The following is a 22183-nucleotide window of genomic DNA, read 5'->3' as shown; positions in this document are numbered from 1 at the left end:
GGATCAGGCCTCCATGACTTTTTTCAGGGCCTCGCCGACCCGCGCCGGTCCAGGGAAATACTCCCACTCCTGGGCGTGAGGGTAAGGGGTGTCCCAGCCCGTGACGCGGATCATGGGAGCCTCCAGGTGATAGAAACAGGTTTCTTGAACAAGAGACATGAGTTCGGCGCCAAAGCCGGACGTTCTGGTGGCTTCATGCACGATGACGCAGCGGCCCGTTTTCTCAACGGAGGACACGATTGCGTCCAGGTCGAGGGGCATCAAGGTGCGCAGATCGATAATCTCGGCATCAACGCCCGACTGTTCCACCGCCGCCTCGGCGACATAGACCATTGTGCCATAGGCCAGGACGGTCACGTCCTTGCCTTCCCGGTAGAGCGCTGCCTTGCCCAGGGGCACTTCCTCGTCACCGTCCGGGACGTCCCCCAAAGCATGCTTCTTCCAGGAAACGATGGGTTTGTCGTGATGCCCGTCAAACGGTCCGTTGTAGAGCCGCTTGGGCTCCAGAAAGATCACGGGATCGGGATCAGCGATCGAGGCGAGCAAAAGCCCCTTTGCATCGCGGGGGTTGGACGGCATGACAACCTTCAGACCGGAGACGTGCGTGAAAAGCGCTTCCGGGCTCTGACTGTGGGTCTGGCCGCCGAAAATTCCGCCGCCGGTCGGCATGCGAATGACGATCGGGCAGGTGAAGTCAGCATTGGAGCGATGCCGGAGGCGTGCTGCCTCGGAGACGATCTGGTCATAGGCGGGATAGACATAGTCGGCGAACTGGATCTCGATCACCGGTTTCAGTCCGTAGGCGGCCATGCCGATGGCCGTGCCGACGATGCCGGCCTCGTTGATCGGTGCATCGAAACAGCGCGACTTGCCGTATTTTTCCTGCAATCCGGCGGTGCACCGGAAGACACCCCCGAAATAGCCAACGTCTTCGCCGTAGACGACGACTTTTTCGTCGGCGGCCATGGCAACATCATGGGCCTCGCGGATCGCTTCGATCATGGTCATCTGTGCCATGTCAGAACCCCGCTTCCTGGCGCTGCCGGATCAGGTGTGGCGGCATGGTCTCGTATACGCCTTCAAACATGTCGCGCGGGCTCGGTGCCTTGCCGCCACCAAGCGTGCCGACCGCTTCCGCCGTTTTCTGAACGGCGATCACCTCGTCCAGGATCTCGGCTTCCGCCTGTTTATGGCGTTCGTCGCTCCACTCGCCGAGGACGATCAGGTGTTTTTTCAATCGCTCGATGGGATCGCCGAGCGGCCAGGCGGCAGCTTCGGTCTTTGACCGGTAAGCGGAGGGATCGTCGCTGGTTGAATGTCCGCCAGCGCGGTAGGTGACATGCTCGATCAGGGTCGGTCCGAGGCCTTTGCGCGCACGCTCACACGCCCATTTGGCGACGGCATGCACTGCCAGATAATCATTGCCGTCGACGCGGATGGAAGCGATGCCAAACCCGTGGCCACGGGCGGCGAAGGTTCCGACACCGCCGCGGGCAATGCCCTGAAAGGTCGAGATGGCCCACTGGTTGTTGACGATGTTCAGGACAACGGGCGCTCTATAGGTCGAGGCAAACACCATTGCGGCATGGAAATCGCTTTCGGCAGTGGAGCCGTCGCCAATCCAGCCTGCTGCGATCTTCGTGTCTCCGGAAATCGCCGATGCCATGGCCCAGCCGACGGATTGCACGAACTGTGTGCCGAGATTGCCGGAAATGGAGAAGAAACCGTGTTCCTTCGAGGAATACATGATCGGCAACTGGCGGCCATGAAGCGGGTCGTCCGCGTTTGAGTAGATCTGGTTCATCATCGTGAGCATGGGATAGTCACGGGCGATGAGCAGGCCGGCCTGGCGGTAGGTCGGGAAATTCATGTCCCCCGGCCGCATGGCGCAGCTGAAGGCGCAGCTGACGGCTTCTTCGCCCAGGTGCTGCATGTAGAAACTTGTCTTGCCCTGTCGCTGCGCATTCATCATCCGCGCGTCGAAGGTGCGCAGGGTCATCATGTGGCGCAGACCCGTCTTGAGGTCGTCGCTGGTCAGCGAGCCGGCCCAGTCGCCGACGGCCTCACCGTTCTTGTTCAGGACGCGGACAATGGAAAAGGCCATGTCGCGCATGTCGTCCGGGTCGATGTCCACCGGAGGACGCGGCACCGATCCGGCGCGCGGAATTTCAAAGTCGGAAAAATCAGGCGTGTCACCGGGGCGACAGCCTGGTTCCGGGACATTGAGCGATAGGGGGCTGACGTCATCGGTCATGCTGCGCCTTTCCGGACTTGGAGTGCCTGGGTCAGGATCGATTCAACCATGTCATCGGCGACTTGTATCGTTGTTTTTCCTGTCCGCAGGCTGTCGGCGAGGATGTCGCGGATCCGCGAGGCGATCCCGGTCAGGCGCTCTTCGCGATATCCGGGGCCTGCCTTGTGAATTTCACCGGCCACGCTGATGATGCCACCCGCATTGACCACGTAGTCGGGTAGATACTGGATGTTGCGGGCGCGCAGGATTTCAGCCACTTCCGGTGTTGCCAACTGGTTGTTGGCGGCGCCGCAAACGAGGTTCGCGGTCAATTTGCGTGCTGTTTCAGCTGTCAGAACTCCGCCCAGGGCGCAGGGGGCAAAAATGTCGAATTCAGTCTCGAAGACTGCCTCCACCGGACAGATCTCCGCATCGAGTTTCTGCCGTGCCTCGTCCAGCGCAGCCTGATTGATATCGGAAACGATCAGGTGCGCACCGGCAGCATGCAGTTTTTGGGCGAGGGACATGCCGACGTGACCGAGGCCCTGCACCAGAACGCGCTGTCCTTTCAGGTTATCGCTGCCCGACAGGATCTCGCGCGCGGCCCGCAGGCACTGGAAAACACCTTCAGCCGTGAACGGCGAGGGATCTCCACTGCCGTGGGGCCCACCGTCCAGCCCGACAGCATATGGGGTCTCTTTTGCGACAATCGCCATGTCTTCCGGCGAAATGCCGACATCTTCTGCGGTGTAGTAGGTCCCGCTGAGGCTATGAACCGCCTGGCCAAAGGACCGGAAAAGATCCTCAGACTTGTCAGTCCGGGCGTCGCCGATGATAACGGACTTGCCGCCTCCCAGTTCGATGCCCGCCATGGCATTCTTGCTCGTCATGCCGCCTGCCAGGCGAAGGACGTCGGTGCGTGCCTCCTCCTTGCTTGCGTAATTCCACATGCGGCAGCCACCTGCAGCCGGGCCATATGCCGTGGAATGAAGACAGATATAGGCGCGCAATCCGCTGGCCGGGTCTTCTGCATAGAGCAGGCGTTCATGGCCGTCCGGTGCTTTTTCTTCGGTCAGTGTGAGCGGCATGGGAATTCTGTCCTCCTCCAGAATGCAGGTCTGGTGCCATTTTAGCCCCGCAGAGTGGTTGAAAAACTATCTTCTGAGGGCTATCGATAGGAAAGTTAGAGATAAACGCTCCAAAAATAGAAAATTCAGAGTGACTATCACTATTGACGATATAGATCGGAAGATGCTGCGCGCCCTGTGCGAAGACGGCCGGATGTCGGTTGTCCAGCTCGCCGAACTTATCGGCCTGTCCCCGACCCCGTGCAAAAGACGTCTTCAAAGACTGGAAGAGGCGGGTCTTATCGCCGGTTACAGCGCGACGATTGACCGGAAGGCCGCCGGGTTTGGCATCACCGCATTTGTGTCCGTGGAGCTTGAACGGCAGGACACGGAAGAAATCCGGAAATTCCAGAGACAGGTTGCCCTTTTCGAGGAAGTCGTGACGGGAGCCTTGATGACAGGTGCGCAGGATTTTCTGCTTGAGGTCGCGGTTGAAGGACTGGAGGAGTATGAAACCTTCCTGCAGGCCAAACTGATGAAAGTGCCTGGTGTCCGGGCTGTCCGCTCCCGATTTGCCTTGCGCAAGTTTATTGACCGGGACCGGCTGCCCTAGGGGCGTGTTCCTCTCGCAGCCTGAACTGCCTTTTCAAACCGGTGTGATCTGTTCCCAAACCTGTGCCGCCGGTCAGAGGACTGTGCAGGACACCCTTCTTCAGCAGGCGCTTGCTTGCAGGAACGCCGAAGCTGTGCTGCAATTCCGGGGACTGAAGGTGGGCTCACTCTGGAGGATCTGATGATACTCCTGCGGATATCTGTTTTTCTGTGCGTGATACTGGGACTTGTGCAGCCGTCGCTTGCCGACAGACGGCTTGCCCTGGTCATCGGCAATTCCAGCTATCTCAATGTGCCGTCGCTGCCCAATCCGGGCAATGATGCAAACGACATGACGGCCAAGCTGGAGTCTCTCGGCTTCCAGGTGACCAGGGGCGTGGACCTGTCCTATCAGGATATGCGCAAGACGATCAGGTCTTTCGTGACGGCGCTGAAGAACACGGATATCGCGCTGTTCTATTATGCCGGGCACGGTCTGCAGGTGAACGGAAAAAACTATCTGGCCCCGATCGATGCGCAGCTTCTGCATGAAGAAGATATTCAGTTCGAGCTGGTCCAGGTCGATCTGATTCTGGCCGCGATGGAGCGCAATTCCAAGACGAGTCTGGTCTTTCTGGATGCGTGCCGCAACAACCCGCTTGCAGGCAATCTGGTGCGGTCGATGGGGGTGAGCCGGTCTGCGGCCGTTGGCAGAGGTCTGGCCCAGATCGGAACCGGTGTCGGCACATTGATCAGTTTTGCCACACAGCCGGGAAATGTTGCGCTTGACGGCGCCGGACGGAACAGCCCCTTCACATCCGCGCTGGTCCAACATCTCGGCACGCCCGGTGAGGGCATCACGCGCAATCTGATCCGTGTGCGTAATGACGTGTTGCGGGCGACGGACGGCAAACAGGTTCCCTGGGACAATTCCTCGCTGACCGGTGAGGTGGTTCTCAAACCGTTGCCGTCCCTGACAGGCGAGCCTGAGGGAAGTGCATCAGAGCCTGCAATGTCAGGTCCGCAGCAGGCTGAAATGGTCTACTGGAACTCGATCCGGCAGTCGGAAGACCCCGCTTTTTTCGAGGCCTATCTCAATCGCTTTCCCGGCGGGCGGTTCGTGGATCTGGCGCGCCTGAAACTTGCTGCCCTGAAATCCGGAACACCGGTGAACCGGGACACTGCCGAAGAGACGCAGCCGGAAAGCGGGTTCGACCGGTCGAAGCTCGCCCGTCTTGACCCGAAGGCCGCCGGGTCGGCGCTGCCAGCGAAACCGCTTTCCAGGTCACCCGACGATCTCGAGCGCCAGCTGGCTCTGGTGCCGGACGACTATAAACGCATTCAGGTCGCGCTGAATGCGCTCGGTTATGACGTCGGCACCGCCGACGGGGCCTTCGGGCCGAAGTCACGTGCGGCCTTGCGCCGTTACCAGATCCGCAACCGGCTCGAAGAAAGCGGCTTCCTTACCGAAAAAACGCTGACTGCACTGCTCAAGACATTCGAAACAACGCCAAACAATTATAACGGCACCTGGCTGCTCCAGTTTCATCGCTGGCACTATGGCTCGCAGGACAGAAGCGGCGTCAATCTGCGTTCGCTGCTGGCACGGGCCAGGGTCACTGTTCGGGGAGGCGAGATTTTCATTCTGGATGGCAAGGTTTTTTCCTCCGACAAACCCATGTTCGATACGTTCAAGGGACGGTTGTCGGACGCCGGTCAGCTCACCCTGTCCATGAGGATCGACAGCCTGTTCGGGAACGAACCCAAGCCGCAGCAGGAGGTCGACGTGACAGTGAGGACCAGGCTGCCGGCGCTTGTGCCTTACGACCACTCCCTGTCCGTCAAGGGATCGCGTCTTTGGGTCAACCCGAAGAAGGGGGAAAATGTCTGGCTGAGGCTGGAAATGCGGCGAATGAAATAGCGCACCGGGCGTGGTGGCTAGTCGCCGATCTCCCTGGCTGAAGCTCTCCGGGGTGAGCCTCATTGTGTTCGGCTCATGGTGGAAGCGGGCCTACTTCAGATAGTGCATCTTGATGGTCCGTGTCGGGTCTTTCGATGCGGCCCGCTGGAAAGGCGGCTCGTCATAGGCGTCGCGCGCGCCGGACAGCGCATACCCCTCCACAGGGATCTCGCCTTCCAGATCAAGATCGCGATTCCTGTTTTCGTCGTGAAATGCAATCACAGCGTAGCGCCCTCCGGCAAGCTCCGGAAAGTCGGCCCGTACCGATCCCGTCGAAGCCGGGATTTCCAGGTAGCCCACGGCAGCCTCGTAATTTCCGCTTTGATAGGCGTGGGCGTCCTCCATGACAAGAACAATGACCTGTCCCCGGGTGTTGCGGATGTTCTTCACAGTGACAGACAGGCCTTGTCTGGTTTCACCGGTTCTTAACTCGTCGGCGCTGGCGCCGGCGCCAGGGACAAGGCTCGCGGCCCATGCACCACCGGCCAGGATGGCGGCACTGATAAAAACGGCGGCAAGGCGTTGGCGATGGTTTGGCATGCGTGCCTCCTGTTAATCGGACCTGGGGGTTTGGGGGCCGGATTTCGGTTGCCAGCCCGGCGGGTTCGTCAGGACACGGACCTTGTTGGCAAGGCCGGGCATCTGCCAGATCTCCTGACCGAGCCGGTGGAAGCCATGGAAGAAGGCGATCAGCGGATTGACGGAGTTGATGGGGCGGGTGAGGCCATAGGTGACCGGTTCTCGTTCTTCCGCGAAAGTGCCGAACATCCTGTCCCAGATGATGAAGATGCCGGCATAGTTCTTGTCGAGATAGGCCGGGTTCGAGCCGTGGTGCACCCTGTGATGGGAAGGCGTGTTCAGGACGGCTTCGATTGGCCGCGGCAGTTTCTTGACCGCCTCTGTGTGCAGCGCTGTCTGGTAGACCTGAACGATGACTTCAGCAAAGACCACGACTACCGGATTAAACCCAAGCATGACAAGCGGCAGGTGGAACAGCACCGGCCAGAAGGAATCCATCGGCCCGAAGCGATAGGCCACCGAGATATTGAAAAACGGCGAAGAGTGATGAACCGAATGGGTCGCCCAGCCGACATTCACCCGGTGCAGGAAACGGTGTTCCCAATAGTAGACCAGGTCCGCCAGCACGATGCAGATCAGCACGGTTGCCCAGTTGATCTCGATGTTGAAGATCGCGAACTGCCAGACGTAATAAAAGGCGGCAACATAAAACGCGGCCAGGAAGACGACGGTGATGCCGATGAACATGGCAAGCATGACGTAGTTGGTCAGCGTATCCCCGATCAGGGTCCAGTTCAGCTTTTTGAGCAGCCAGTACCGGCCCAGTTCGAACAGCAGGAACACCAGTGCAAAAACAAAGAACCAGTCGTCTATGAAGACCTGCAGTCCTTCGAGCCAGGCTGGGCTGAGAGGTGATAGAATGCGGTCCAAGTGACATTCTCCAAAATTATCAAGGTTGACAATTAAATGTGGCGACGATATTTGTTTGTCAAGATTGAAAATCTATTTTGAGGTGACATTTGGCTCGGCCCGACATCAAGGACGATCGCAGGGAGCAGATCCTGGATGCGTTTGAAGCCTGCGTTGCGCGTTATGGCGTCGAAGGAGCGACGCTCGGCAAGACGGCCGAGATTGCTGGGCTTGCCCGGCCGCTGATCCGGCACAATGTCGGCAACCGGGATGACCTTCTGGCAGCGCTTGTCGAAAGGTTTCTGGCGCAGAGCCGCAGCAGCACAGCGGCGCTCCTTGACATGTTGCCAGGGGAAAACCGCATGGAGGCGCTGATCGAGATACTGTTCGATCCCCGTTACGCCAATCCGCAGGCTGTTCTGGTGTTCAACGCCTTGAGCGCGGCTGCCCTGGAGGACAGGGCGCTGGGTGATCATCTGCAAAGCTGGCTGGGCGATTTTGTCGACGTGCTGGCAAGGGAGATCGCCGCGGCCCATTCTCAAGCTGACGAAAAGGATGTCCGGGCTGTCGCTGCAGGAATCACCGGGATCTATTTCAACGTCGAGGCGCTGCACCCGATCAATGTGCCGATGTCCTTTTCACAGGATTCGAAGCGGGCGGCGCGGCTTCTTCTGTCCACTCTGGCGAGGGCAACATGACCGAGAATTTCCGTCTGTCGCGCAGCGCGTATGTCGAACCTGACTGGTTGAACCGAGAGAGCGGCCATCTGTTCGCTGATGCCTGGTGCTATGCCGGCACCAGCAAGATGTGCCCCGACCCCGGCGACTATGTCACGCTGCAGATCGGGGCCTATGATGTTGCGGTTCTTCGGACCAAGGACGGAACGCTGCACGCGGTTCACAACCACTGCCGCCATCGCGGCGCGGCCCTTTTCGACGGGCCGAGCGGCAATGCCGGTGGCAGCATCGTTTGCCCTTATCATCGCTGGACCTACGGACTGGACGGCGCCTTGCGCGGTGTTCCGGATATGCAGAGCTGTTTTCCGGGGCTGGACAGGTCAGAGTTCGGACTGAAGCCGGCAGCTCTCGGTGTTTTTCGAGACTTGGTCTTCGTCAATGCGAACCCGGCTGCCGATTTCGAAGCCTGGATCGGACCGGTTGCCAACGAGGCCTGGCCGCATGATCTTTTTGCGGCCGACGTGAAGGCGTGTGTCCCGCTTCACTACGACGTCAAATGCAACTGGAAAGTTTTCGTCGAAAACGCACTCGATGGCTATCACCTGGCCTATCTACACGAGAAAACACTCGGTGGGCCGACACCGGACAAGAATGTCTGGGACCGGGCGGGAGATCATATGATCTGGTATGCCAACGAGGAGGGCGTTCGTCACCGGTTGCCGGCCAAGATCCGCAATGAAGGCGGACGCACCGGCATGATCAGGAGCGCGTCAACACCAGGTTATGGCGGTGTCTATTTTCTGTTCCCGCTCACGCTGGTGGTACCGACACCCTATGGTCTCTCGCTGACCGCGCTGAAACCGCTGTCAGCCGATCGGACGCGTCTGGATGTCTACCAGTGGGTCGGACCGTGGCAATCGACGGACGAGCGCAAGCATGTGCCGGGCTACGACAAGAAGAGCGATTTGATCTCGTCGGAAAACTGGACGCAGCATCCGCTTGAGACCGGTGATTTCCAGACCGAGGACATCTGGATTTGCGAGAAAGTCCAGCGCGGGCTGTCCTCGCCTGCCTTTGAACCCGGGCCCCTGTCGAAAGGCCCCGGCGCTGAAGATCCGATCACCTGGTTCCACGACAGCCTTCGACGGCACATGCAACTCTGATAGCAGGAAAGGATACGCCATGACCTGGATGACCCTACTGGGTATCGCGTTGCTGGTCTGGGTGCTTTACGATCTCGTGACGGGCAAGGTCTGGCTGCATCGCGCCTATCACCGGTCGGAAGAACCTGCGGGATACTGGCTGACGATGGGGCTCTGGTTCCTGGTCGCTCTGTCCTGTTTTTACTGGGGCGGCGGCCTGTAGATCCATCATGTCGGTTCTGGCGAGATATCAGCCCCTCTAGTCTTCGCTTTTGCGTTTGCCGGAAAATGACATGTTGCTGTTTTCGCCAAGGCCGTGGCGCAGGCAGTAATAGATGATGGCCAGGCTCGCTGCCAGCCACAGGCCGCCCCAGAAGACCGTCGGGCCGCCGAATTCTTCCGCCAGCATATAGGCGTCGGAGCGGAGGCCCGAGCGGCGGATCGTGTCGTCGAAAATGTCGTATGGCACATAGAGTATGCTCGACAGGCCGATGACCCTCAGGATCAGGTCGTTGGCCTGGACGCTGAGATAGCGCGCGGCGGCCAGCATGGCGATGCCGGTCGCGAGGCAGAACGCGAGCGCGAACCAGTCGCGGATGTAAAGCGCCGTGACAACCAGCGTGAGGCCGCCAAGCACACCCAGCACCATGCGGTCTGCTTCCGTTTTCAAGGCCAGCAGCAGCAGGGCGACACCAAACAGGAGAGAACCGAGATAGCCCGCCGTCAGCGTGATGAAGCGGTTGCCGCCCCGGGCAATGACATGACCGCCCTGATTGGGTGAGAGCGAAATCTCGTCGACGGAACCGCCGGTCAGAATTGCCGCCAGGGCATGGGCCAATTCATGCAGATAGACGATGAGAATCTTGAGTGGAATCACGAACACCGTGTTCCAGAACAGGAACAGCACCAGGGTGATCAGGATGAGTTGCCAGTGGCCTTTCAGGATCTGCATGTGCTGAAAGACCATCGCATGGTGCGAAAAGTCAAGCTGTCTTGCCGGCCGCAACGCCGGTCAACCAGCCGGTGAAGGTTCTGGCGTCTTCGGTGTCACTGTTGCAAGACAGAAAATAGCCTTCCTTGGCGTCGATCAGCACGTCCGAAACACGGGCAATCAAGCCGTGTTGCAAGGGGTGCCGGGACAGCAACTCATTGACCAGGCAGGCACCGTTTCCCTGAACGGCCAGATCCAGGGCGGCGCCATAAGAATCCACAAAAATCGATGGCGACTGAACAGGGCTGCCTGTCGCCTTGCCCCACGCCGGCCAGCCACCGGAAATGCCGATTGCATCTATCAGCGGCATTTCTTCGAAGGGCACCGCGACGTTTTTCGGCTTCAGTGCAATCAGCTTGTTGGAGCCGAGTGGAACGGCCTTCGGCGCGGCCTGTTTCCTGGATCCGAAACGGATCTCGATATCGGCAAGCGTGCGGCTGAATTCGTCGGGCCAGATGGCGCTGATGAACCGCAGCGACAGGTCCGGGTGCTCTGCCCGAAAGCGCGGCAGCAAGGGGGCGATGACCCATTGCAGGACGCTGACAGAGGCCGACACTGTCAGAAGCCTGGCCGGCTGGTCCGTAAAGAAGGCGCCCGTGGCGGCTGACAGGGTTTCGAGCGCCGCATCGACCTGCGGCAGGAGGCGCCGGCCATGATCCGTCAGGGCCAGACTTCTTGGTTTGCGCTCGAACAGGGGTACGCCAAGTCGGACTTCCAACGATTTGATCTGCTGACTGACTGCAGACTGCGTCATGCCGATTTCCTCGGCCGCCGCCGTGAAACTCAGGTGTCTGGCCGCGGCCTCAAAGGCCCGGAACCAGTTCAAGGGAGGCAGTGCTTTGCTCATGGTCAAGTTTCCCATTAGTTGAGCTAATGCAATTGGGTCAAAATCATTCGTTTGTGCCGGAAGTCAACCGCACCGATAGTTTTCTGAACAAAGGCCAATGCGAAGAGGGAGCCGGAATGCGGCCGGACATCAGAAAAATCGTCACCTATGAAGAGGAAACCCTGATCGAAGGTTTTCGGAAAACCGAGGCACCCTGGTGCATGTTCGGCGTTGCCGCGATTGTCCGAAATCCCTGGTCCGGGCGTTTTGTGGAGGATCTCAAGTCGGAGATCGCCGCCTATGGTCCGGAACTTGGCGCCCTGCTGACCGAGAGAATGCTGAAGCTCGCGGGCGGCGGAGAGGCCATCGAAGCTTATGGTAAGGCCGCTGTTGTCGGTCTGGACGGAGAGATCGAGCATGCGTCCGCGCTGATCCACACGCTGCGTTTCGGCAATCATTTTCGCGAGGCCGTCGGTGCCAAATCCTACCTGGCTTTTACCAACACGCGTGGTCCGGCAAATGCGCCGGTCTCGATCCCCCTGATGGACAAGAATGATGCAGGTCGCCGCTCCCATTATCTGACACTGCAGTTTTCGGTGCCCGATGCGCCGCGGGCAGATGAAATTGTCGTGGCGCTTGCCGGGGCCACATCGGGTCGGCCGTTTCACCGCATCGGCGATCGCTACCAGGATCTGAAAGAGATGGGTCATGACCTGGACAACCCGGCCGCGATCTAGGATCGGCAGCACAGCCTTTTTCGGTGAAGGAGATGGCCCGCGTCTGGTTTTGATCCACGGGGTTGGGCTGCGCGCCGAGGCCTGGAACGGACAGGTCTCCGGTCTTGCCCGGGCTTTTGACGTCGTCGCACCGGACCTTGCCGGTCACGGCGAGAGCGACGGATTTGCGGAGGAGCCGACGCTTCAGGCGTTCAGCGATCGACTTGCCGGGTTGCTCCACCGGGACACGGTTCTGGTTGGTCATTCCATGGGCGCGATGATCGCGCTGGATCTGGCGATCCGCTCTCCGGACGCTGTGCGCGGCGTGGTGGCGCTGAATGCCATCTACCGCCGAACCGCTGCAGCCGGCGAGGCTGTTCGCCATCGGGCAGGCCAACTTGACGGCGTCCGTGTGCCCGACCCCGAGCCGACCCTGACGCGATGGTTCGGCGACCGGGCCTCGCCCGAACGGAACGCCTGTGCCGGCTGGCTAGGGTCAGTGGATCCGGAAGGCTATCGGCACGCCTATAGGGTTTTTGCCAGCGAGGACGGACCAAGTGATGCCGGTCTCCGGTCACTCACCTGTCCTGCTCTGTTCATGACCGGGGGGGAGGAGCCCAATTCCACGCCGGCCATGTCGGAGGCGATGGCGGCCCTGGCAGCCGACGGCCGATGCAGGGTCCTGGCGGATGCCGCCCACATGATGCCCATGACCCATGCGGCTGAGGTGACGGCGGCCATTCAAGCGTTTGCAACGGAGTGCCTGACATGAGGACTGTTGATCCGCGCAGCCTGCGCGATGCCTTCGGACGCTACATGACCGGCGTCACGGTGGTGACCACTCTGGACGAAAACGGACAGCCGGTCGGCTTCACGGCAAATTCCTTTTCTTCCGTGTCGCTGGACCCACCGCTTTTGCTGGTCTGCCCGGGCAAGTTTCTGTCGAGCTATGAGAGCTTTCTGTCCTGCGAGCGCTTTTGCGTGAGCGTGCTGTCGGAAGACCAAAGGTTTGTGGCCAATACCTTTGCCGGGTACAAGGGAGACCGGTTCGCGCAGGTGGACCACGCGCCGGATGCACATGGCGTGCCGGTCATTTCTGGCGCACTCGCCCGGTTTTCCTGCAAGACACACAAGGTTGTGCCCGCCGGGGATCACGTGATCCTGATGGGTGAAGTGACCGGTTTCGACCAGGAACCGGGGGCAGGGCTTGGTTATGCCGGCGGCCAGTTCTTCACCCTGGGTCTGGAGCACAGCACCCGGGACCCGGCGGCAAGGCGGAATGTTGCCGGGACCATTCTCAAGTTCGGAAACAAAGTGCTCCTGGAGCAGACACCGGAGGGACTCCGTCCGCCCTCCTGTGCCGTTCAGGAAAAAGCAGCAGCGCGCGACACCTTGAATTTGGAGCTCAAGCGGCTTGGCGTCGGGGCCCGGCTCGGACCTGTCTATTCGGTTTTCGAGGATCCGGAGCAGTCGTCGCATTTTGCCTATCTCCTGGCAGAAGTGCTTGAGGTCGCAGCGGACAGCCCTTTGGTCGCGGTCGAGATCGACCAGCTGTCCGGGATTTCCTGCGCTTCACCGGCGGTTACCAGCATGTTGACCCGGTTTGCCAGGGAAACGGCCAATCAGAATTTCAATCTCTATCTCGGGGACAGCGCCTCGGGAGAGATCCACACACTGAGCGGAGGCGCCTGACATGGAGTTTTCCCTGTTTGCCCATATGGAGCGGTTGACGCCAGACCAGCCGCATGACCAGCTCTACGAGGACTTTCTGTCCCTGTGCCGGCTTGCCGATGAGGGTGGCATGCGCGCCATCTGGACCGGTGAACACCACGGCATGGAATTCACCATCGCGCCGAACCCGTTCATGTCGCTCGTTGACCTTGCGCATCACACGAAGAATGTCCGCCTGGGCACCGGCACCGTGATTGCGCCGTTCTGGCACCCGATCAAGCTGGCCGGGGAAGCCGCCGCCGCAGACCTGATGACCGGTGGCCGGCTCGAGCTTGGCATCGCGCGCGGGGCCTATTCGTATGAATATGAACGCCTGATGCCCGGTATGGACGCCTGGGAGGCGGGGCAGCGCATGCGCGAGACCGCACCGTTGATCCCGAAACTCTGGCAGGGAGACTGCGCCCATGAAGGGGCCTATTTCCAGTTCCCGGCCTCCACCTCCGCGCCCAAACCTCTGCAGGAGAACGGTCCGCCGATCTGGATCGCCGCACGTGATCCGAACAGCCACGAATTCGGGGTTCACAACGGTTTCAACATCCAGGTGACGCCACTCTGGCAAGGTATGCAAGAAATCGAGACCCTGATGGAACGGTTTAACGCTGCCTGCGCCGGCCATGACGGGCCGCGACCGAAAATCATGCTGCTGCATCACACCTATGTGGCCAGCGATGCGGATGACGTGGAACTCGCTGCTCAGGAACTGTCCCGCTTCTATTGCTATTTCGGCGCCTGGTTCCAGAACAAGCGGCCGGTGCGCCAGGGCCTGATCGAGGAACTCGGCGACCATGAAATTGCGGGCAACGCCATGATGGCGCCGGAGAACATGGCGCGGGATCTCACTGTCGGCACGGCGCAGGAAGTGATTGACCGCATCAAGCGCTACGAGGATCTTGGTTATGACGAGTATTCGTTCTGGATCGACAGCGGCATGAGCTTTGAGCGCAAGAAAGCCTCGCTGACCCGGTTCATCGAAGACGTCATGCCGGCCTTCGGCTGAGGGGGAGTGATGCAGCATTATCAGCTTTACATCGACGGCAAACGGCGCGAGGGCGCACAGGGCCAGGTGATGACCACCGAAGATCCGTCGACCGGGGAAGCGTGGGCAACCTTTGCCTGTGCCTCGCCGGAAGACGTCGAGGCTGCCGTTGCGGCCGCGCGCCGCGCCCTGAACGACCCGGCCTGGCGTGACATGACGCAAACCGCGCGCGGCAAGCTGCTGCACCGTCTGGCCGACCTGATCGAGGCGAATGCGGAAAAACTTGGCCGGCTGGAAACGGCCGATAGCGGCAAGCTCCTGGCCGAAACACTCAGTCAGACCAGTTATGTCGGCGACTTCTATCGCTATTATGCCGGGCTTGCCGACAAGATCGAAGGGGCAGTCCTGCCGATCGACAAGCCGGACATGCATGTCTTCACCAAGCGCGAACCCATCGGCGTGGTTGCGGCCATCGTGCCGTGGAACGCACAGATGTTTTTAACGGCGACGAAACTGGGGCCAGCGCTTGCAGCAGGGTGTTGCGTCATCCTGAAAGCGTCAGAGATGGCGCCGGTGCCGATGCTTGAATTTGCCTCGCTCGCCGAAGAGGCCGGCTTTCCGCCCGGGGTGGTTTCGGTCATCACGGGAGATGCGGAAAACTGCGCCATCCCGTTGACACGTCATCCGGACATCGACCGGATCGCCTTTACCGGCGGTCCGGAAACGGCGCGACATGTGGTGCGTAATTCGGCTGAAAACTTCGCCGTCACCTCGCTGGAGCTGGGCGGCAAGTCCCCGGTGCTGGTGTTTGACGACGCGGATCTGGACGGGGCGGCCAACGGTCTGATTGCCGGCAATTTCGGCGCATCCGGACAAAGCTGTGTTGCCGGCTCACGTGGCCTCGTTCAACGCGGCATCTTTGATGCGCTCGTTGCCCGCATCAAGGAAAAGGCATCCGGTATCCGCGTCGGAAACCCGCTGGATGCGGCAACGCATGTCGGGCCGCTTTGCACGAAGACCCAGGTTGAGAGGATCAGGGAGACGCTGGAGAAAGCGCAGGCACAGGGGGCTTCGATACATTTTGGCGGCGTGCCGCTCGATCAGCCGGGCAACTACATGGCCCCCACTCTGGTTGAGTGTCCCTCAGCGGACATCGAGACGCTAAACGTGGAGATGTTCGGTCCAGTGATGTCGCTGATGCCCTTTGACACGGAGGACGAGGCCATCGCCTTGGCCAACAAGTCCGACTATGGACTGGCCTCGGGTGTTTTCACGCGGGACGTTGCCCGGGCGCACCGGGTCTCCTCGCGGCTGCGCGCCGGCATCTGCTGGGTGAACACCTATCGCGCGATCTCGCCGATCGCGCCTTTCGGCGGCTATAACCAGTCCGGCTATGGCCGGGAAGGAGGGCTGGAGGCGGTGCTGGACTACACCCGGACCAAGACCACCTGGATCAACACCTCGGGCGCGCCGATGGCCAATCCGTTTGTCATGCGATGACGCAAGCACGCTGAGGTCAGGGCATGTCGAGCGTTGTGGTAAGGGAAACGATCTTGCCGTTCTCAAGCCGGAAGATGTTTTTGCCGCTTCCCTGACCACCCGGGATCGCCCTGGAATAGCAGGTCCAGGCCACGGTGATTGTCTCGCCGGCAATTTCGACCGATCCGAGATGGATGACGGCATCGTCGAAATCCTCCGTGCGGCTGCCTGCAAAAGCAGCAAGAATGGCGTCACGGCCGCGATGAGGTTCATCTTGTCCGGAAAAAGGCTCCGCATATTCAGCGTCATCCGTGAAAAGGGCGCCCAGAAGCTCCTGGCCAGACGGACCGGCTTGCATTGCAAGGAAAAAATTAGTGATCTCCAGAGGCATGCTGTTCATGGGGAAGTCCTTTCATGTCCGTTGATCCAAAAATGCTTGATGCGCTGGCCACAGCGCTGGACGACCTGACCGGTGACCCCAAGCAGGCGATGCCGGCAAAAGCGCTTGAGGCTCTGGCTCCCCTGGCAAGACCCGGAACCCATTTGAAGATTGATCTTGAGGCCAGCGCAATCCTTGGGGCTCCCCTCGTAACAGTTTCCGAGGAGCCATCGCCAGGTTGTCTGCTTGACCCTTTGACGCCGCGCCAGCGCATGGTGGCCGAACATCTGATTGCCGGACGATCCAACAAGGAGATCGCAAGGGCGCTTGGGATTTCCGTTGCCACCGTGAAGGATCATGTCCACGCCATCCTGGAACGTCTGAAATTGCCCACTCGCGCGGCCGTCATGGCCGCTGCAAGGGGTGTTGCCAAAAGCTAGTCAGGCTGCTGGGGAAGGGCAATCCATCTGAAGATGGATAGGTCAAATGGCGCGCCTTGTTTCGGCGTGTCCGCTCCAAATGGTCTGTCTTTCGCAATTGCCAAAGCTGCGTGCTTGAATGAGCTTGACCGGTCCCGCTTGCTGATATTATATAGCCAAATGGCTATTCAATATCAGGTTCCGTTGGATCGGGCTTTCCACGCGCTGGGGGATGGCACCCGGCGACAGATGATTTCAATGCTGGCCAGCCAGGGAGCGCTTTCGGCAAACGAATTGCGTGCTCCTTTCAACGTTGCCCAGCCGACGATCTCAAAACATCTCAAGGTGCTGGAACAGGCAGGGCTTGTTCGACGGCAGGTAGAAGGCAGGGTACACCGATTTCATCTGGAAACCGCGCCGCTGAAGGAAGCCGAAGACTGGATCGGGCGGCACAGAAGCTTCTGGGAAGGCACATTGCTACGCCTGGAACAGTTCGTCACCGCACCCGAGACGGATAAGGAAACGTGATGGCCGACAGTCCTGTTCCCTTGATCGTCCGGCGTCATATCAGGGCGGACCGCAACAAGATCTTCGACGCCTTTGCTAGCGCGGAGACGCTCACCTTGTGGTTTACGCCAAGTGACGAGATCAGCGTCGACGCTCTGGAATACGACTTTGTCCCGATGGGCCGGTTCCGGTTGCGTTACCTGATGCCGGAAGGGCGTGAAGCTGTTGTTGCCGGCACATTCGAAAAGATCGAATCGCCCGGTCAGATCGTCTTGTCCTGGATCTGGCAGGCACCCGATCCACTGGCCGGCATCCCGATGACCGTTACGTTCCGTTTTCTTGCCAAGGACACCGGTACGGATGTGGTCATCATTCATGAGGGAATACCGAGTGACACAGCCTGCACGGTTCATGAAGACGGTTGGGACGCAACTCTGATCCGACTGGTGGTGTTCCTGGAAAAGGAGACGAACCAATGAGAGACATAGCCGCGCTGACCTTCGTCACGCTCGACGGTGTGATGCAGGCGCCAAGCCAGCCGGAGGAAGACAAATCATACGGATTTGAGGATGGCGGTTGGGCAGCGCCCTACTGGAACGGTGTGATGGACCATGTGCAGCGGGAAGCCATGACGGAACGCTATGACATGCTGTTCGGCCGCAAGACCTATGATCTGTTTGCCGGCCATTGGCCGAACCAGCCGCAAGATCCGGCCGCAAGGGCGATGAACGAAGCCCGGAAATACGTGGTCACCTCCCGGACAACGGATCTTGCCTGGAGCAACTCAAAGGCCATCTCCGGCGATGTGTTCCGCGAGATCGCGCAGTTGAAGGCGCAAGAAGGTCCGTTGCTGCAGATCCATGGCAGCTGGGCGCTGATCCAGTCTCTCCTCTCGAAAGACCTGATCGATGAATTCCGGATCTGGACCTTTCCGGTCGTCGCGGGAGCAGGCAAACGGCTTTTTGGCAGCAATGCGCGCCGCCGGACGCTAAAACTCAAGAAAACGGAAGCCAGTCCCGGCGGCCCTGTCATGAGCATCTATCGACGGACTTAAGACAAAAATCCCGTCGCCGAGACCATGCTCAGTCACCTGGCTCCGTCTTCGGGCAACGCAATGGAAAGAGGGCTCTCGCCGCTCGGCCAGATGCCGCGGTCCACGGCACGACCGTCAGCAAAGATTACAAAGCTCTGGCGGCCATAATGCCTGAGTGCCCGGCTGACGGCCTGAAGGTCTTCAGGAAGGTTGACGGATATCAGCAGGACGGACGCGCCAGACGCCGTTTTGTCGACCCAGGCTGCCGCCTCTGCGTCCATGGCGGAAGCCGGCAATCGTTCCAGCCCGTGAGTGGCCGCAAACCGCTCCAGCCGGTCTCGTGTGCCAAAGACAAGCGCCGGACGGTCGTTGGCCTGATAGTTCTTCGCCAGGCGCAGTTTTGCGCCCCGATCCACCATGCGAGGGACGACTGACATTGCCGCGTCCGCTGAAAGGCTGCTGTCGAGCACTACAACATCGACCGCGGCGGCCAGGGTAACATCGCGCAGGATCGGCGGGCTTTCGCCCGGCAGGAGGCGCCGGAAGAGATCAAAGTCCGGGTCGAGGCTGATGCGTGTCGGCTGATCGTTCGTTTCAAATCGGAGCGTTGTCGATGGGCCATCGATCTCGGCATGGTGCCGAACGACACCGGCAGTCGTTTCGAGATCAATTGGCAGGCGCAGCCTATAGGCTGGCTCAGACTGTTTCACCGTCAGGGAGGTGAGATAGGTATCATTTTCACGGGCGGTCGTGACATCAGCAACGGCAATCGAGGGTGCTCCCGGCTGTGTAATCCATTGATCGAAGAACCAGGCAAGATCCCTGCCGGACGTGGCTTCAAAGGCGTCTTGAAGGTCGGACCAGCCGGCAATCTTGAATTGGTGTTCGGTCCAGAACCGGCGAATGCCTTCGGAGAAGCCACTCGCGCCGATTTCGCCTTCCAGCATGTGGAAGATGTGGGCGGTCTTGTTGTAGCCGATGACCTGGGCTGCCTGATGCCGCTTGCTGATGAAACGGTTGACCGCCTGGTCACGCCTGGCGGGCAGCGCTGCATAGTCACGCAACCAGCCAAGGCGCATCTGGCGGGCTGCGTCCATCCCCTTGTCACGGGCAAGGCCGTAATCGGCCATGTAGGTGGTCAGACCTTCCGCCCAGTTGCCGCTGCCATAGTCGACCTGGACCCCATTGCCCCACCAGTTGTGCAGGATCTCATGGGCAAGGGACTGCCCCTGCATGAAAGGCAGCGGCACGATCATCTCACCGATATAGGTCAGATTGGGATAACCGAGCCCCACAGGCAGCGGCGACGAGATGATGTGGAAGTCCTCGAAGGGATAGGCCCCGATCTTGTTGCTGAAGTCTGCCAGGTACTTGCCGGAGGTATCCAGATACCGGTCGGAATACGTTTTCAGATGTTCCGGAAAATAGGTTCGCAGACGTGTGCTGCCAACATGACTTTCACCAATCTCATAGGGGCCAACGAACAGTGAAGGAGGTTCCAGCGAGAGAGCCTGCTCAAAAACGGCTCTGTTGCCATTGTTTCCTGTGGTTTCAGCGCTCAGCGCACCGAAGGACACGGCCCGAAAGGGAGCTGGCACCGAGATGTCCAGCCGATAGCTGATCACCTTGTCGCCGACATAGGGAAACCAGCCAGCGTAACCCGACAGAAAAGCGCCTTCCGGCCCAGCAAAGGCATCAGGCAAATCCCGGCCCCGGTCGCCTTGTTCCAGCCCCGGGACCTCTCCGCGAAGCCGCACGGTAACCGTTTGAGCGTCAGCGTTTGCAAGTGGCACAACAACACCGTCCGCCCGCGTCACCTCGTCTATCGGTTTGCCGTTTAAACTGATTTCTTCAAGGACCATCCAGTCCGCAAACCGCAGGAAAAGCCGCGTGCGCCCTTCCACCGTGATTTCGTCTGTCACAGTGAGGGAGCGGGACGCCGGGTCCAGCTGAACCACAAGATCGTGATGTGTTGGCGCTGCAGGCCCGGACGCGTCTGCCGGCGGGAGGGACAGAACCCCGAGGATCAGGACAAGGAAAGCGGCCCTGAACACGCTACTCGTCCGACTTCATTGTAAACTTGGCCACAAGCTCCAGCCGGTCCCCGTCGCGCAACACGGCGAGTGGCAGCCATGTGCCCGGCGCCTGGCGTGAGACCACCTCCACCAGATCGGCTGATGTCTTCAGTTCGACACCGGCGGCTTCAATGATGACGTCCCCCGCCGTCAGCTCCGCTGCTGCGGCAATGCTGTCGTCAACGATTTCCAGCAACCGGACGCCGCCATCATCTGCGGTCTCGATGAAAACGCCGAGGCGCGGCCTGTCGGCTGGATCTGCATCAGAGGCTCGATCATCAACGAGGAACACTGCCTCCGCCAGCGTTGGCTCAACCGCTGCGCAATCTTCTCCGGTTCGGACCGGCAGGAAACGCGTCACGGGATCCGTGCCGAGATCCGCAAGCTGGTGCGGCACGCCATAGCCATGTTCGACATGGCCGCGTCCCAAAATGCCAACAACGAGAGCGTCCTGGTCAGTCTGCCGGGCATCTGCCAGTGCCTCCGCCATCGCCCGGTCCCAGGTCAGCTGTGCCTCAACGAACCTTACAAAGCCGGGGTCTTTCAGGATGTCTTCGATGCTTGGGGCCGCGCTCGCCGGAGCCGCCTTGTCATCACCGGGCGCGGCTGACCCGTGTCTGAGAGCAGCCTTGGTCGCCCACACGCGGGCGAGCGCCTCCCGGTAATCGGCACTGGCTTCGGCCGGGTCGCCGAGGCCCTCACGGTCAGCGGCGGGAATGGCGTCCCAACCCTCACGTCCGACACGGGAGACGAGCCCCCTATCGACGTTCAGGGCAATCATCGGCAGGCGGTTCTGTCGGGCAAACTCAAACAGGGGCATGTAGAAATCGGCGTCATAGCCCCAGACCTCGCTCCAGCGTACCTTCTTCAGAAACGCCTGCCGCGAGAGCTTTCCGGCCGACCATTCGTCCAGGACGGGCTGGACTTCCCTCGGGAACGCTTCAAAGCCAATGACCATCTGTGGATGATAAGCATGCAGCCCGGCCACGGTCTGAAGCTGCCAGAGGTGGTCTTCCCGGGAGGTGTGGGATTCGCCAAGGAGCACGACACCGGGATTGGCCGCCTGTTTCAGGGTTTCGCTTGAATCAAGCGTTTGCCGGGTCTCGGGATCAAGCCAATGGCCGGTAGCCTGACATCCCGTTTCCACGTCAATGCCTTGGCTCACCTGTTCCGTCGACATAGCTGCTGACGACCACAAGACGGAGCAAAAACAGACCGAAATGAACCAGAGGCTTCGTCTCAGAGCCGTGGGCGTGTGATGGTTGTGATTTTCTGTCACCGGTTGATATCCAGTCTACTCGATCGAACGAAGTCCGCATTCACATTTGCTACGTATGATGCGTCACGGTGGATTGACAACGAATGTGAAGCAATGGAGCTGCGTGCCGTCTCACCAAATGGCAGTCAGTCGCGCCATATGCCAACGAAACATTTCTATCGTGCCAGAGGGTAATTCCGTATCGGCATCGGCAAAGATTGTAACTTGGATCAATTCAGGACCAAGGGGCCGCTCGCTGACAAACAGGACAATCTGGATTTGCCGTTGACCATGCATCTCATGTTCGGCCTGAAATCCCTTTAAGGCACCGCCTCGCATGGAAACAGGAAAAAAGTTCATGCAACGTCCATCCGGCTCGGTGACCAGCCGTGCGCAAAAGACCTTTCGCTCGGCAAGAAACCTGCTTCCCGGAGAGGCAAATGATGCCTTTGTGTATGGGCTGATAATTTCGAGTTTGGCTGCCACTGGTTTCTGGCAGGCCAGGCAACGATATTCGATTGACGTCTGTGTAACGTCTGCCGACCAGATTCCCTGATCGAGAAGGTTCTTGAAAAGAGTCGAGTCGACAAGTCTGCTCAGGCGCATTTCTTCTGCCTGACCTGGTCCAGCGATCAGACATATTGCGATCGAAAGGCATCTCAAGAGAGCATTCACTGTTTGCCTCTAATTCAGGG

25 protein-coding genes are annotated in these 22183 nt (G+C 59.8%); 14 read left to right on the top strand and 11 right to left on the bottom strand.

Annotation, left to right across the window (positions count from 1 at the left end):
- Positions 1 to 3: 3 nt before the first annotated feature.
- Genes ACO6TG_RS11435 through ACO6TG_RS11425 form a run of 3 tightly spaced genes read right to left on the bottom strand, consistent with a single transcriptional unit; the run spans position 4 to position 3321 of the window.
- Positions 4 to 1017, bottom strand: coding sequence for an alpha-ketoacid dehydrogenase subunit beta (locus ACO6TG_RS11435; RefSeq protein WP_422378290.1), 1014 nt, complete (start codon positions 1015 to 1017; stop codon positions 4 to 6).
- Position 1018: 1 nt separating this feature from the next.
- On the bottom strand, positions 1019 to 2254 hold the full coding sequence (locus ACO6TG_RS11430) for a 3-methyl-2-oxobutanoate dehydrogenase (2-methylpropanoyl-transferring) subunit alpha (protein WP_422378289.1): 1236 nt from the start codon (positions 2252 to 2254) through the stop codon (positions 1019 to 1021).
- Positions 2251 to 3321, bottom strand: coding sequence for a Glu/Leu/Phe/Val family dehydrogenase (locus ACO6TG_RS11425; protein ID WP_422378288.1), 1071 nt, complete (start codon positions 3319 to 3321; stop codon positions 2251 to 2253). The genes ACO6TG_RS11430 and ACO6TG_RS11425 overlap by 4 nt, the downstream gene beginning before the upstream one ends.
- 130 nt (positions 3322 to 3451) lie before the next feature.
- On the opposite strand from ACO6TG_RS11425, the gene ACO6TG_RS11420 reads away from it, so the two are divergent.
- A complete protein-coding gene (locus tag ACO6TG_RS11420) occupies positions 3452 to 3913 on the top strand; it encodes an Lrp/AsnC family transcriptional regulator (RefSeq protein ID WP_422378287.1) in 462 nt (153 codons plus the stop codon).
- A 180-nt stretch (positions 3914 to 4093) separates the two neighbouring features.
- Positions 4094 to 5812 carry a caspase family protein gene (locus ACO6TG_RS11415; protein ID WP_422378286.1) on the top strand — a complete coding sequence of 573 codons (1719 nt, stop codon included), beginning with the start codon at positions 4094 to 4096 and terminating at the stop codon, positions 5810 to 5812.
- Positions 5813 to 5902: 90 nt separating this feature from the next.
- Here the strand turns inward: ACO6TG_RS11415 and ACO6TG_RS11410 are convergent, their stop codons facing one another.
- The gene (locus tag ACO6TG_RS11410; RefSeq protein WP_422378285.1) at positions 5903 to 6391 is read right to left on the bottom strand and encodes a DUF2141 domain-containing protein; all 489 of its coding nucleotides are present in this window, start codon (positions 6389 to 6391) and stop codon (positions 5903 to 5905) included.
- Between the two features lie 12 nt (positions 6392 to 6403).
- Complete coding sequence (locus ACO6TG_RS11405; protein ID WP_422378284.1) at positions 6404 to 7300, bottom strand: sterol desaturase family protein; 897 nt, start codon at positions 7298 to 7300, stop codon at positions 6404 to 6406.
- A gap of 89 nt (positions 7301 to 7389) precedes the next feature.
- Here ACO6TG_RS11405 and ACO6TG_RS11400 point away from each other — a divergent pair, with 89 nt between their 5' ends.
- The 3 genes from ACO6TG_RS11400 to ACO6TG_RS11390 are packed head-to-tail and all read left to right on the top strand — an operon-like array spanning position 7390 to position 9321.
- Positions 7390 to 7977, top strand: coding sequence for a TetR/AcrR family transcriptional regulator (locus ACO6TG_RS11400; protein ID WP_422378283.1), 588 nt, complete (start codon positions 7390 to 7392; stop codon positions 7975 to 7977).
- The gene (locus tag ACO6TG_RS11395; RefSeq protein WP_422378282.1) at positions 7974 to 9119 is read left to right on the top strand and encodes an aromatic ring-hydroxylating oxygenase subunit alpha; all 1146 of its coding nucleotides are present in this window, start codon (positions 7974 to 7976) and stop codon (positions 9117 to 9119) included. The genes ACO6TG_RS11400 and ACO6TG_RS11395 overlap by 4 nt, the downstream gene beginning before the upstream one ends.
- Before the next feature lie 19 nt (positions 9120 to 9138).
- On the top strand, positions 9139 to 9321 hold the full coding sequence (locus ACO6TG_RS11390) for a hypothetical protein (protein ID WP_422378281.1): 183 nt from the start codon (positions 9139 to 9141) through the stop codon (positions 9319 to 9321).
- Positions 9322 to 9357: 36 nt separating this feature from the next.
- On the opposite strand, the gene ACO6TG_RS11385 is transcribed toward ACO6TG_RS11390, so the two are convergent.
- Positions 9358 to 10050 carry a M50 family metallopeptidase gene (locus ACO6TG_RS11385; RefSeq protein ID WP_422378280.1) on the bottom strand — a complete coding sequence of 231 codons (693 nt, stop codon included), beginning with the start codon at positions 10048 to 10050 and terminating at the stop codon, positions 9358 to 9360.
- A 31-nt stretch (positions 10051 to 10081) separates the two neighbouring features.
- Positions 10082 to 10936 carry a LysR family transcriptional regulator gene (locus tag ACO6TG_RS11380; protein ID WP_422378279.1) on the bottom strand — a complete coding sequence of 285 codons (855 nt, stop codon included), beginning with the start codon at positions 10934 to 10936 and terminating at the stop codon, positions 10082 to 10084.
- Positions 10937 to 11052: 116 nt separating this feature from the next.
- Here ACO6TG_RS11380 and ACO6TG_RS11375 point away from each other — a divergent pair, with 116 nt between their 5' ends.
- From ACO6TG_RS11375 to ACO6TG_RS11355, 5 genes are read left to right on the top strand one after another with little or no spacing between them, the layout of a single operon-like run.
- Positions 11053 to 11652, top strand: coding sequence for an amino acid synthesis family protein (locus tag ACO6TG_RS11375; RefSeq protein WP_422378278.1), 600 nt, complete (start codon positions 11053 to 11055; stop codon positions 11650 to 11652).
- The gene (locus ACO6TG_RS11370) at positions 11624 to 12403 is read left to right on the top strand and encodes an alpha/beta fold hydrolase (RefSeq protein WP_422378277.1); all 780 of its coding nucleotides are present in this window, start codon (positions 11624 to 11626) and stop codon (positions 12401 to 12403) included. The genes ACO6TG_RS11375 and ACO6TG_RS11370 overlap by 29 nt, the downstream gene beginning before the upstream one ends.
- Complete coding sequence (locus tag ACO6TG_RS11365) at positions 12400 to 13323, top strand: flavin reductase family protein (RefSeq protein WP_422378276.1); 924 nt, start codon at positions 12400 to 12402, stop codon at positions 13321 to 13323. Before ACO6TG_RS11370 ends, ACO6TG_RS11365 begins: the two co-directional genes overlap by 4 nt.
- Before the next feature lies 1 nt (position 13324).
- The gene (locus tag ACO6TG_RS11360; RefSeq protein ID WP_422378275.1) at positions 13325 to 14359 is read left to right on the top strand and encodes an LLM class flavin-dependent oxidoreductase; all 1035 of its coding nucleotides are present in this window, start codon (positions 13325 to 13327) and stop codon (positions 14357 to 14359) included.
- Between the two features lie 9 nt (positions 14360 to 14368).
- Positions 14369 to 15838, top strand: a complete 1470-nt coding sequence (locus ACO6TG_RS11355; RefSeq protein ID WP_422378274.1) for an aldehyde dehydrogenase — start codon at positions 14369 to 14371, stop codon at positions 15836 to 15838.
- A gap of 16 nt (positions 15839 to 15854) precedes the next feature.
- On the opposite strand, the gene ACO6TG_RS11350 is transcribed toward ACO6TG_RS11355, so the two are convergent.
- Entirely contained in the window at positions 15855 to 16217 is a 363-nt protein-coding gene (locus tag ACO6TG_RS11350; RefSeq protein ID WP_422378273.1) for a nuclear transport factor 2 family protein, read from the bottom strand.
- Positions 16218 to 16231: 14 nt separating this feature from the next.
- Here ACO6TG_RS11350 and ACO6TG_RS11345 point away from each other — a divergent pair, with 14 nt between their 5' ends.
- The 4 genes from ACO6TG_RS11345 to ACO6TG_RS11330 all read left to right on the top strand — a co-directional run bounded on the left by ACO6TG_RS11345 (position 16232) and on the right by ACO6TG_RS11330 (position 18176).
- Positions 16232 to 16636, top strand: a complete 405-nt coding sequence (locus ACO6TG_RS11345) for a response regulator transcription factor (protein WP_422378272.1) — start codon at positions 16232 to 16234, stop codon at positions 16634 to 16636.
- 114 nt (positions 16637 to 16750) lie between these two features.
- Positions 16751 to 17143: an ArsR/SmtB family transcription factor gene (locus ACO6TG_RS11340; RefSeq protein WP_422378271.1), complete on the top strand. Its 393-nt coding sequence runs from the start codon at positions 16751 to 16753 to the stop codon at positions 17141 to 17143.
- A complete protein-coding gene (locus ACO6TG_RS11335) occupies positions 17143 to 17601 on the top strand; it encodes an SRPBCC family protein (protein WP_422378270.1) in 459 nt (152 codons plus the stop codon). Before ACO6TG_RS11340 ends, ACO6TG_RS11335 begins: the two co-directional genes overlap by 1 nt.
- Positions 17598 to 18176: a dihydrofolate reductase family protein gene (locus ACO6TG_RS11330; RefSeq protein WP_422378269.1), complete on the top strand. Its 579-nt coding sequence runs from the start codon at positions 17598 to 17600 to the stop codon at positions 18174 to 18176. The genes ACO6TG_RS11335 and ACO6TG_RS11330 overlap by 4 nt, the downstream gene beginning before the upstream one ends.
- 32 nt (positions 18177 to 18208) lie before the next feature.
- Here the strand turns inward: ACO6TG_RS11330 and ACO6TG_RS11325 are convergent, their stop codons facing one another.
- The 3 genes from ACO6TG_RS11325 to ACO6TG_RS11315 form a co-directional block, all read right to left on the bottom strand.
- A complete protein-coding gene (locus ACO6TG_RS11325) occupies positions 18209 to 20209 on the bottom strand; it encodes a M1 family metallopeptidase (RefSeq protein ID WP_422378268.1) in 2001 nt (666 codons plus the stop codon).
- 1 nt (position 20210) lies between these two features.
- Complete coding sequence (locus ACO6TG_RS11320) at positions 20211 to 21410, bottom strand: ChaN family lipoprotein (RefSeq protein ID WP_422378267.1); 1200 nt, start codon at positions 21408 to 21410, stop codon at positions 20211 to 20213.
- A 210-nt stretch (positions 21411 to 21620) separates the two neighbouring features.
- Positions 21621 to 22094: a hypothetical protein gene (locus tag ACO6TG_RS11315; protein ID WP_422378266.1), complete on the bottom strand. Its 474-nt coding sequence runs from the start codon at positions 22092 to 22094 to the stop codon at positions 21621 to 21623.
- Positions 22095 to 22183 lie beyond the last annotated feature (89 nt).

The sequence above is a fragment of the Roseibium sp. genome, assembly GCF_965233565.1.
Classification (GTDB): domain Bacteria; phylum Pseudomonadota; class Alphaproteobacteria; order Rhizobiales; family Stappiaceae; genus Roseibium.
The sequence above is the reverse complement of the archived record's forward strand: the minus strand, read 5'-3'. Positions and strand labels throughout refer to the sequence as shown.

Coding starts and splice junctions, on each gene's coding strand:
- ACO6TG_RS11435 (WP_422378290.1), bottom strand. CDS start 1,017: ATGGCACAGATGACCATGATCGAAGCGATCCGCGAGGCCCATGATGTT.
- ACO6TG_RS11430 (WP_422378289.1), bottom strand. CDS start 2,254: ATGACCGATGACGTCAGCCCCCTATCGCTCAATGTCCCGGAACCAGGC.
- ACO6TG_RS11425 (WP_422378288.1), bottom strand. CDS start 3,321: ATGCCGCTCACACTGACCGAAGAAAAAGCACCGGACGGCCATGAACGC.
- ACO6TG_RS11415 (WP_422378286.1), top strand. CDS start 4,094: ATGATACTCCTGCGGATATCTGTTTTTCTGTGCGTGATACTGGGACTT.
- ACO6TG_RS11410 (WP_422378285.1), bottom strand. CDS start 6,391: ATGCCAAACCATCGCCAACGCCTTGCCGCCGTTTTTATCAGTGCCGCC.
- ACO6TG_RS11395 (WP_422378282.1), top strand. CDS start 7,974: ATGACCGAGAATTTCCGTCTGTCGCGCAGCGCGTATGTCGAACCTGAC.
- ACO6TG_RS11390 (WP_422378281.1), top strand. CDS start 9,139: ATGACCTGGATGACCCTACTGGGTATCGCGTTGCTGGTCTGGGTGCTT.
- ACO6TG_RS11385 (WP_422378280.1), bottom strand. CDS start 10,050: ATGCAGATCCTGAAAGGCCACTGGCAACTCATCCTGATCACCCTGGTG.
- ACO6TG_RS11380 (WP_422378279.1), bottom strand. CDS start 10,936: ATGAGCAAAGCACTGCCTCCCTTGAACTGGTTCCGGGCCTTTGAGGCC.
- ACO6TG_RS11375 (WP_422378278.1), top strand. CDS start 11,053: ATGCGGCCGGACATCAGAAAAATCGTCACCTATGAAGAGGAAACCCTG.
- ACO6TG_RS11370 (WP_422378277.1), top strand. CDS start 11,624: ATGACCTGGACAACCCGGCCGCGATCTAGGATCGGCAGCACAGCCTTT.
- ACO6TG_RS11365 (WP_422378276.1), top strand. CDS start 12,400: ATGAGGACTGTTGATCCGCGCAGCCTGCGCGATGCCTTCGGACGCTAC.
- ACO6TG_RS11360 (WP_422378275.1), top strand. CDS start 13,325: ATGGAGTTTTCCCTGTTTGCCCATATGGAGCGGTTGACGCCAGACCAG.
- ACO6TG_RS11355 (WP_422378274.1), top strand. CDS start 14,369: ATGCAGCATTATCAGCTTTACATCGACGGCAAACGGCGCGAGGGCGCA.
- ACO6TG_RS11350 (WP_422378273.1), bottom strand. CDS start 16,217: ATGAACAGCATGCCTCTGGAGATCACTAATTTTTTCCTTGCAATGCAA.
- ACO6TG_RS11345 (WP_422378272.1), top strand. CDS start 16,232: ATGTCCGTTGATCCAAAAATGCTTGATGCGCTGGCCACAGCGCTGGAC.
- ACO6TG_RS11335 (WP_422378270.1), top strand. CDS start 17,143: ATGGCCGACAGTCCTGTTCCCTTGATCGTCCGGCGTCATATCAGGGCG.
- ACO6TG_RS11330 (WP_422378269.1), top strand. CDS start 17,598: ATGAGAGACATAGCCGCGCTGACCTTCGTCACGCTCGACGGTGTGATG.
- ACO6TG_RS11320 (WP_422378267.1), bottom strand. CDS start 21,410: ATGTCGACGGAACAGGTGAGCCAAGGCATTGACGTGGAAACGGGATGT.
- ACO6TG_RS11315 (WP_422378266.1), bottom strand. CDS start 22,094: ATGCGCCTGAGCAGACTTGTCGACTCGACTCTTTTCAAGAACCTTCTC.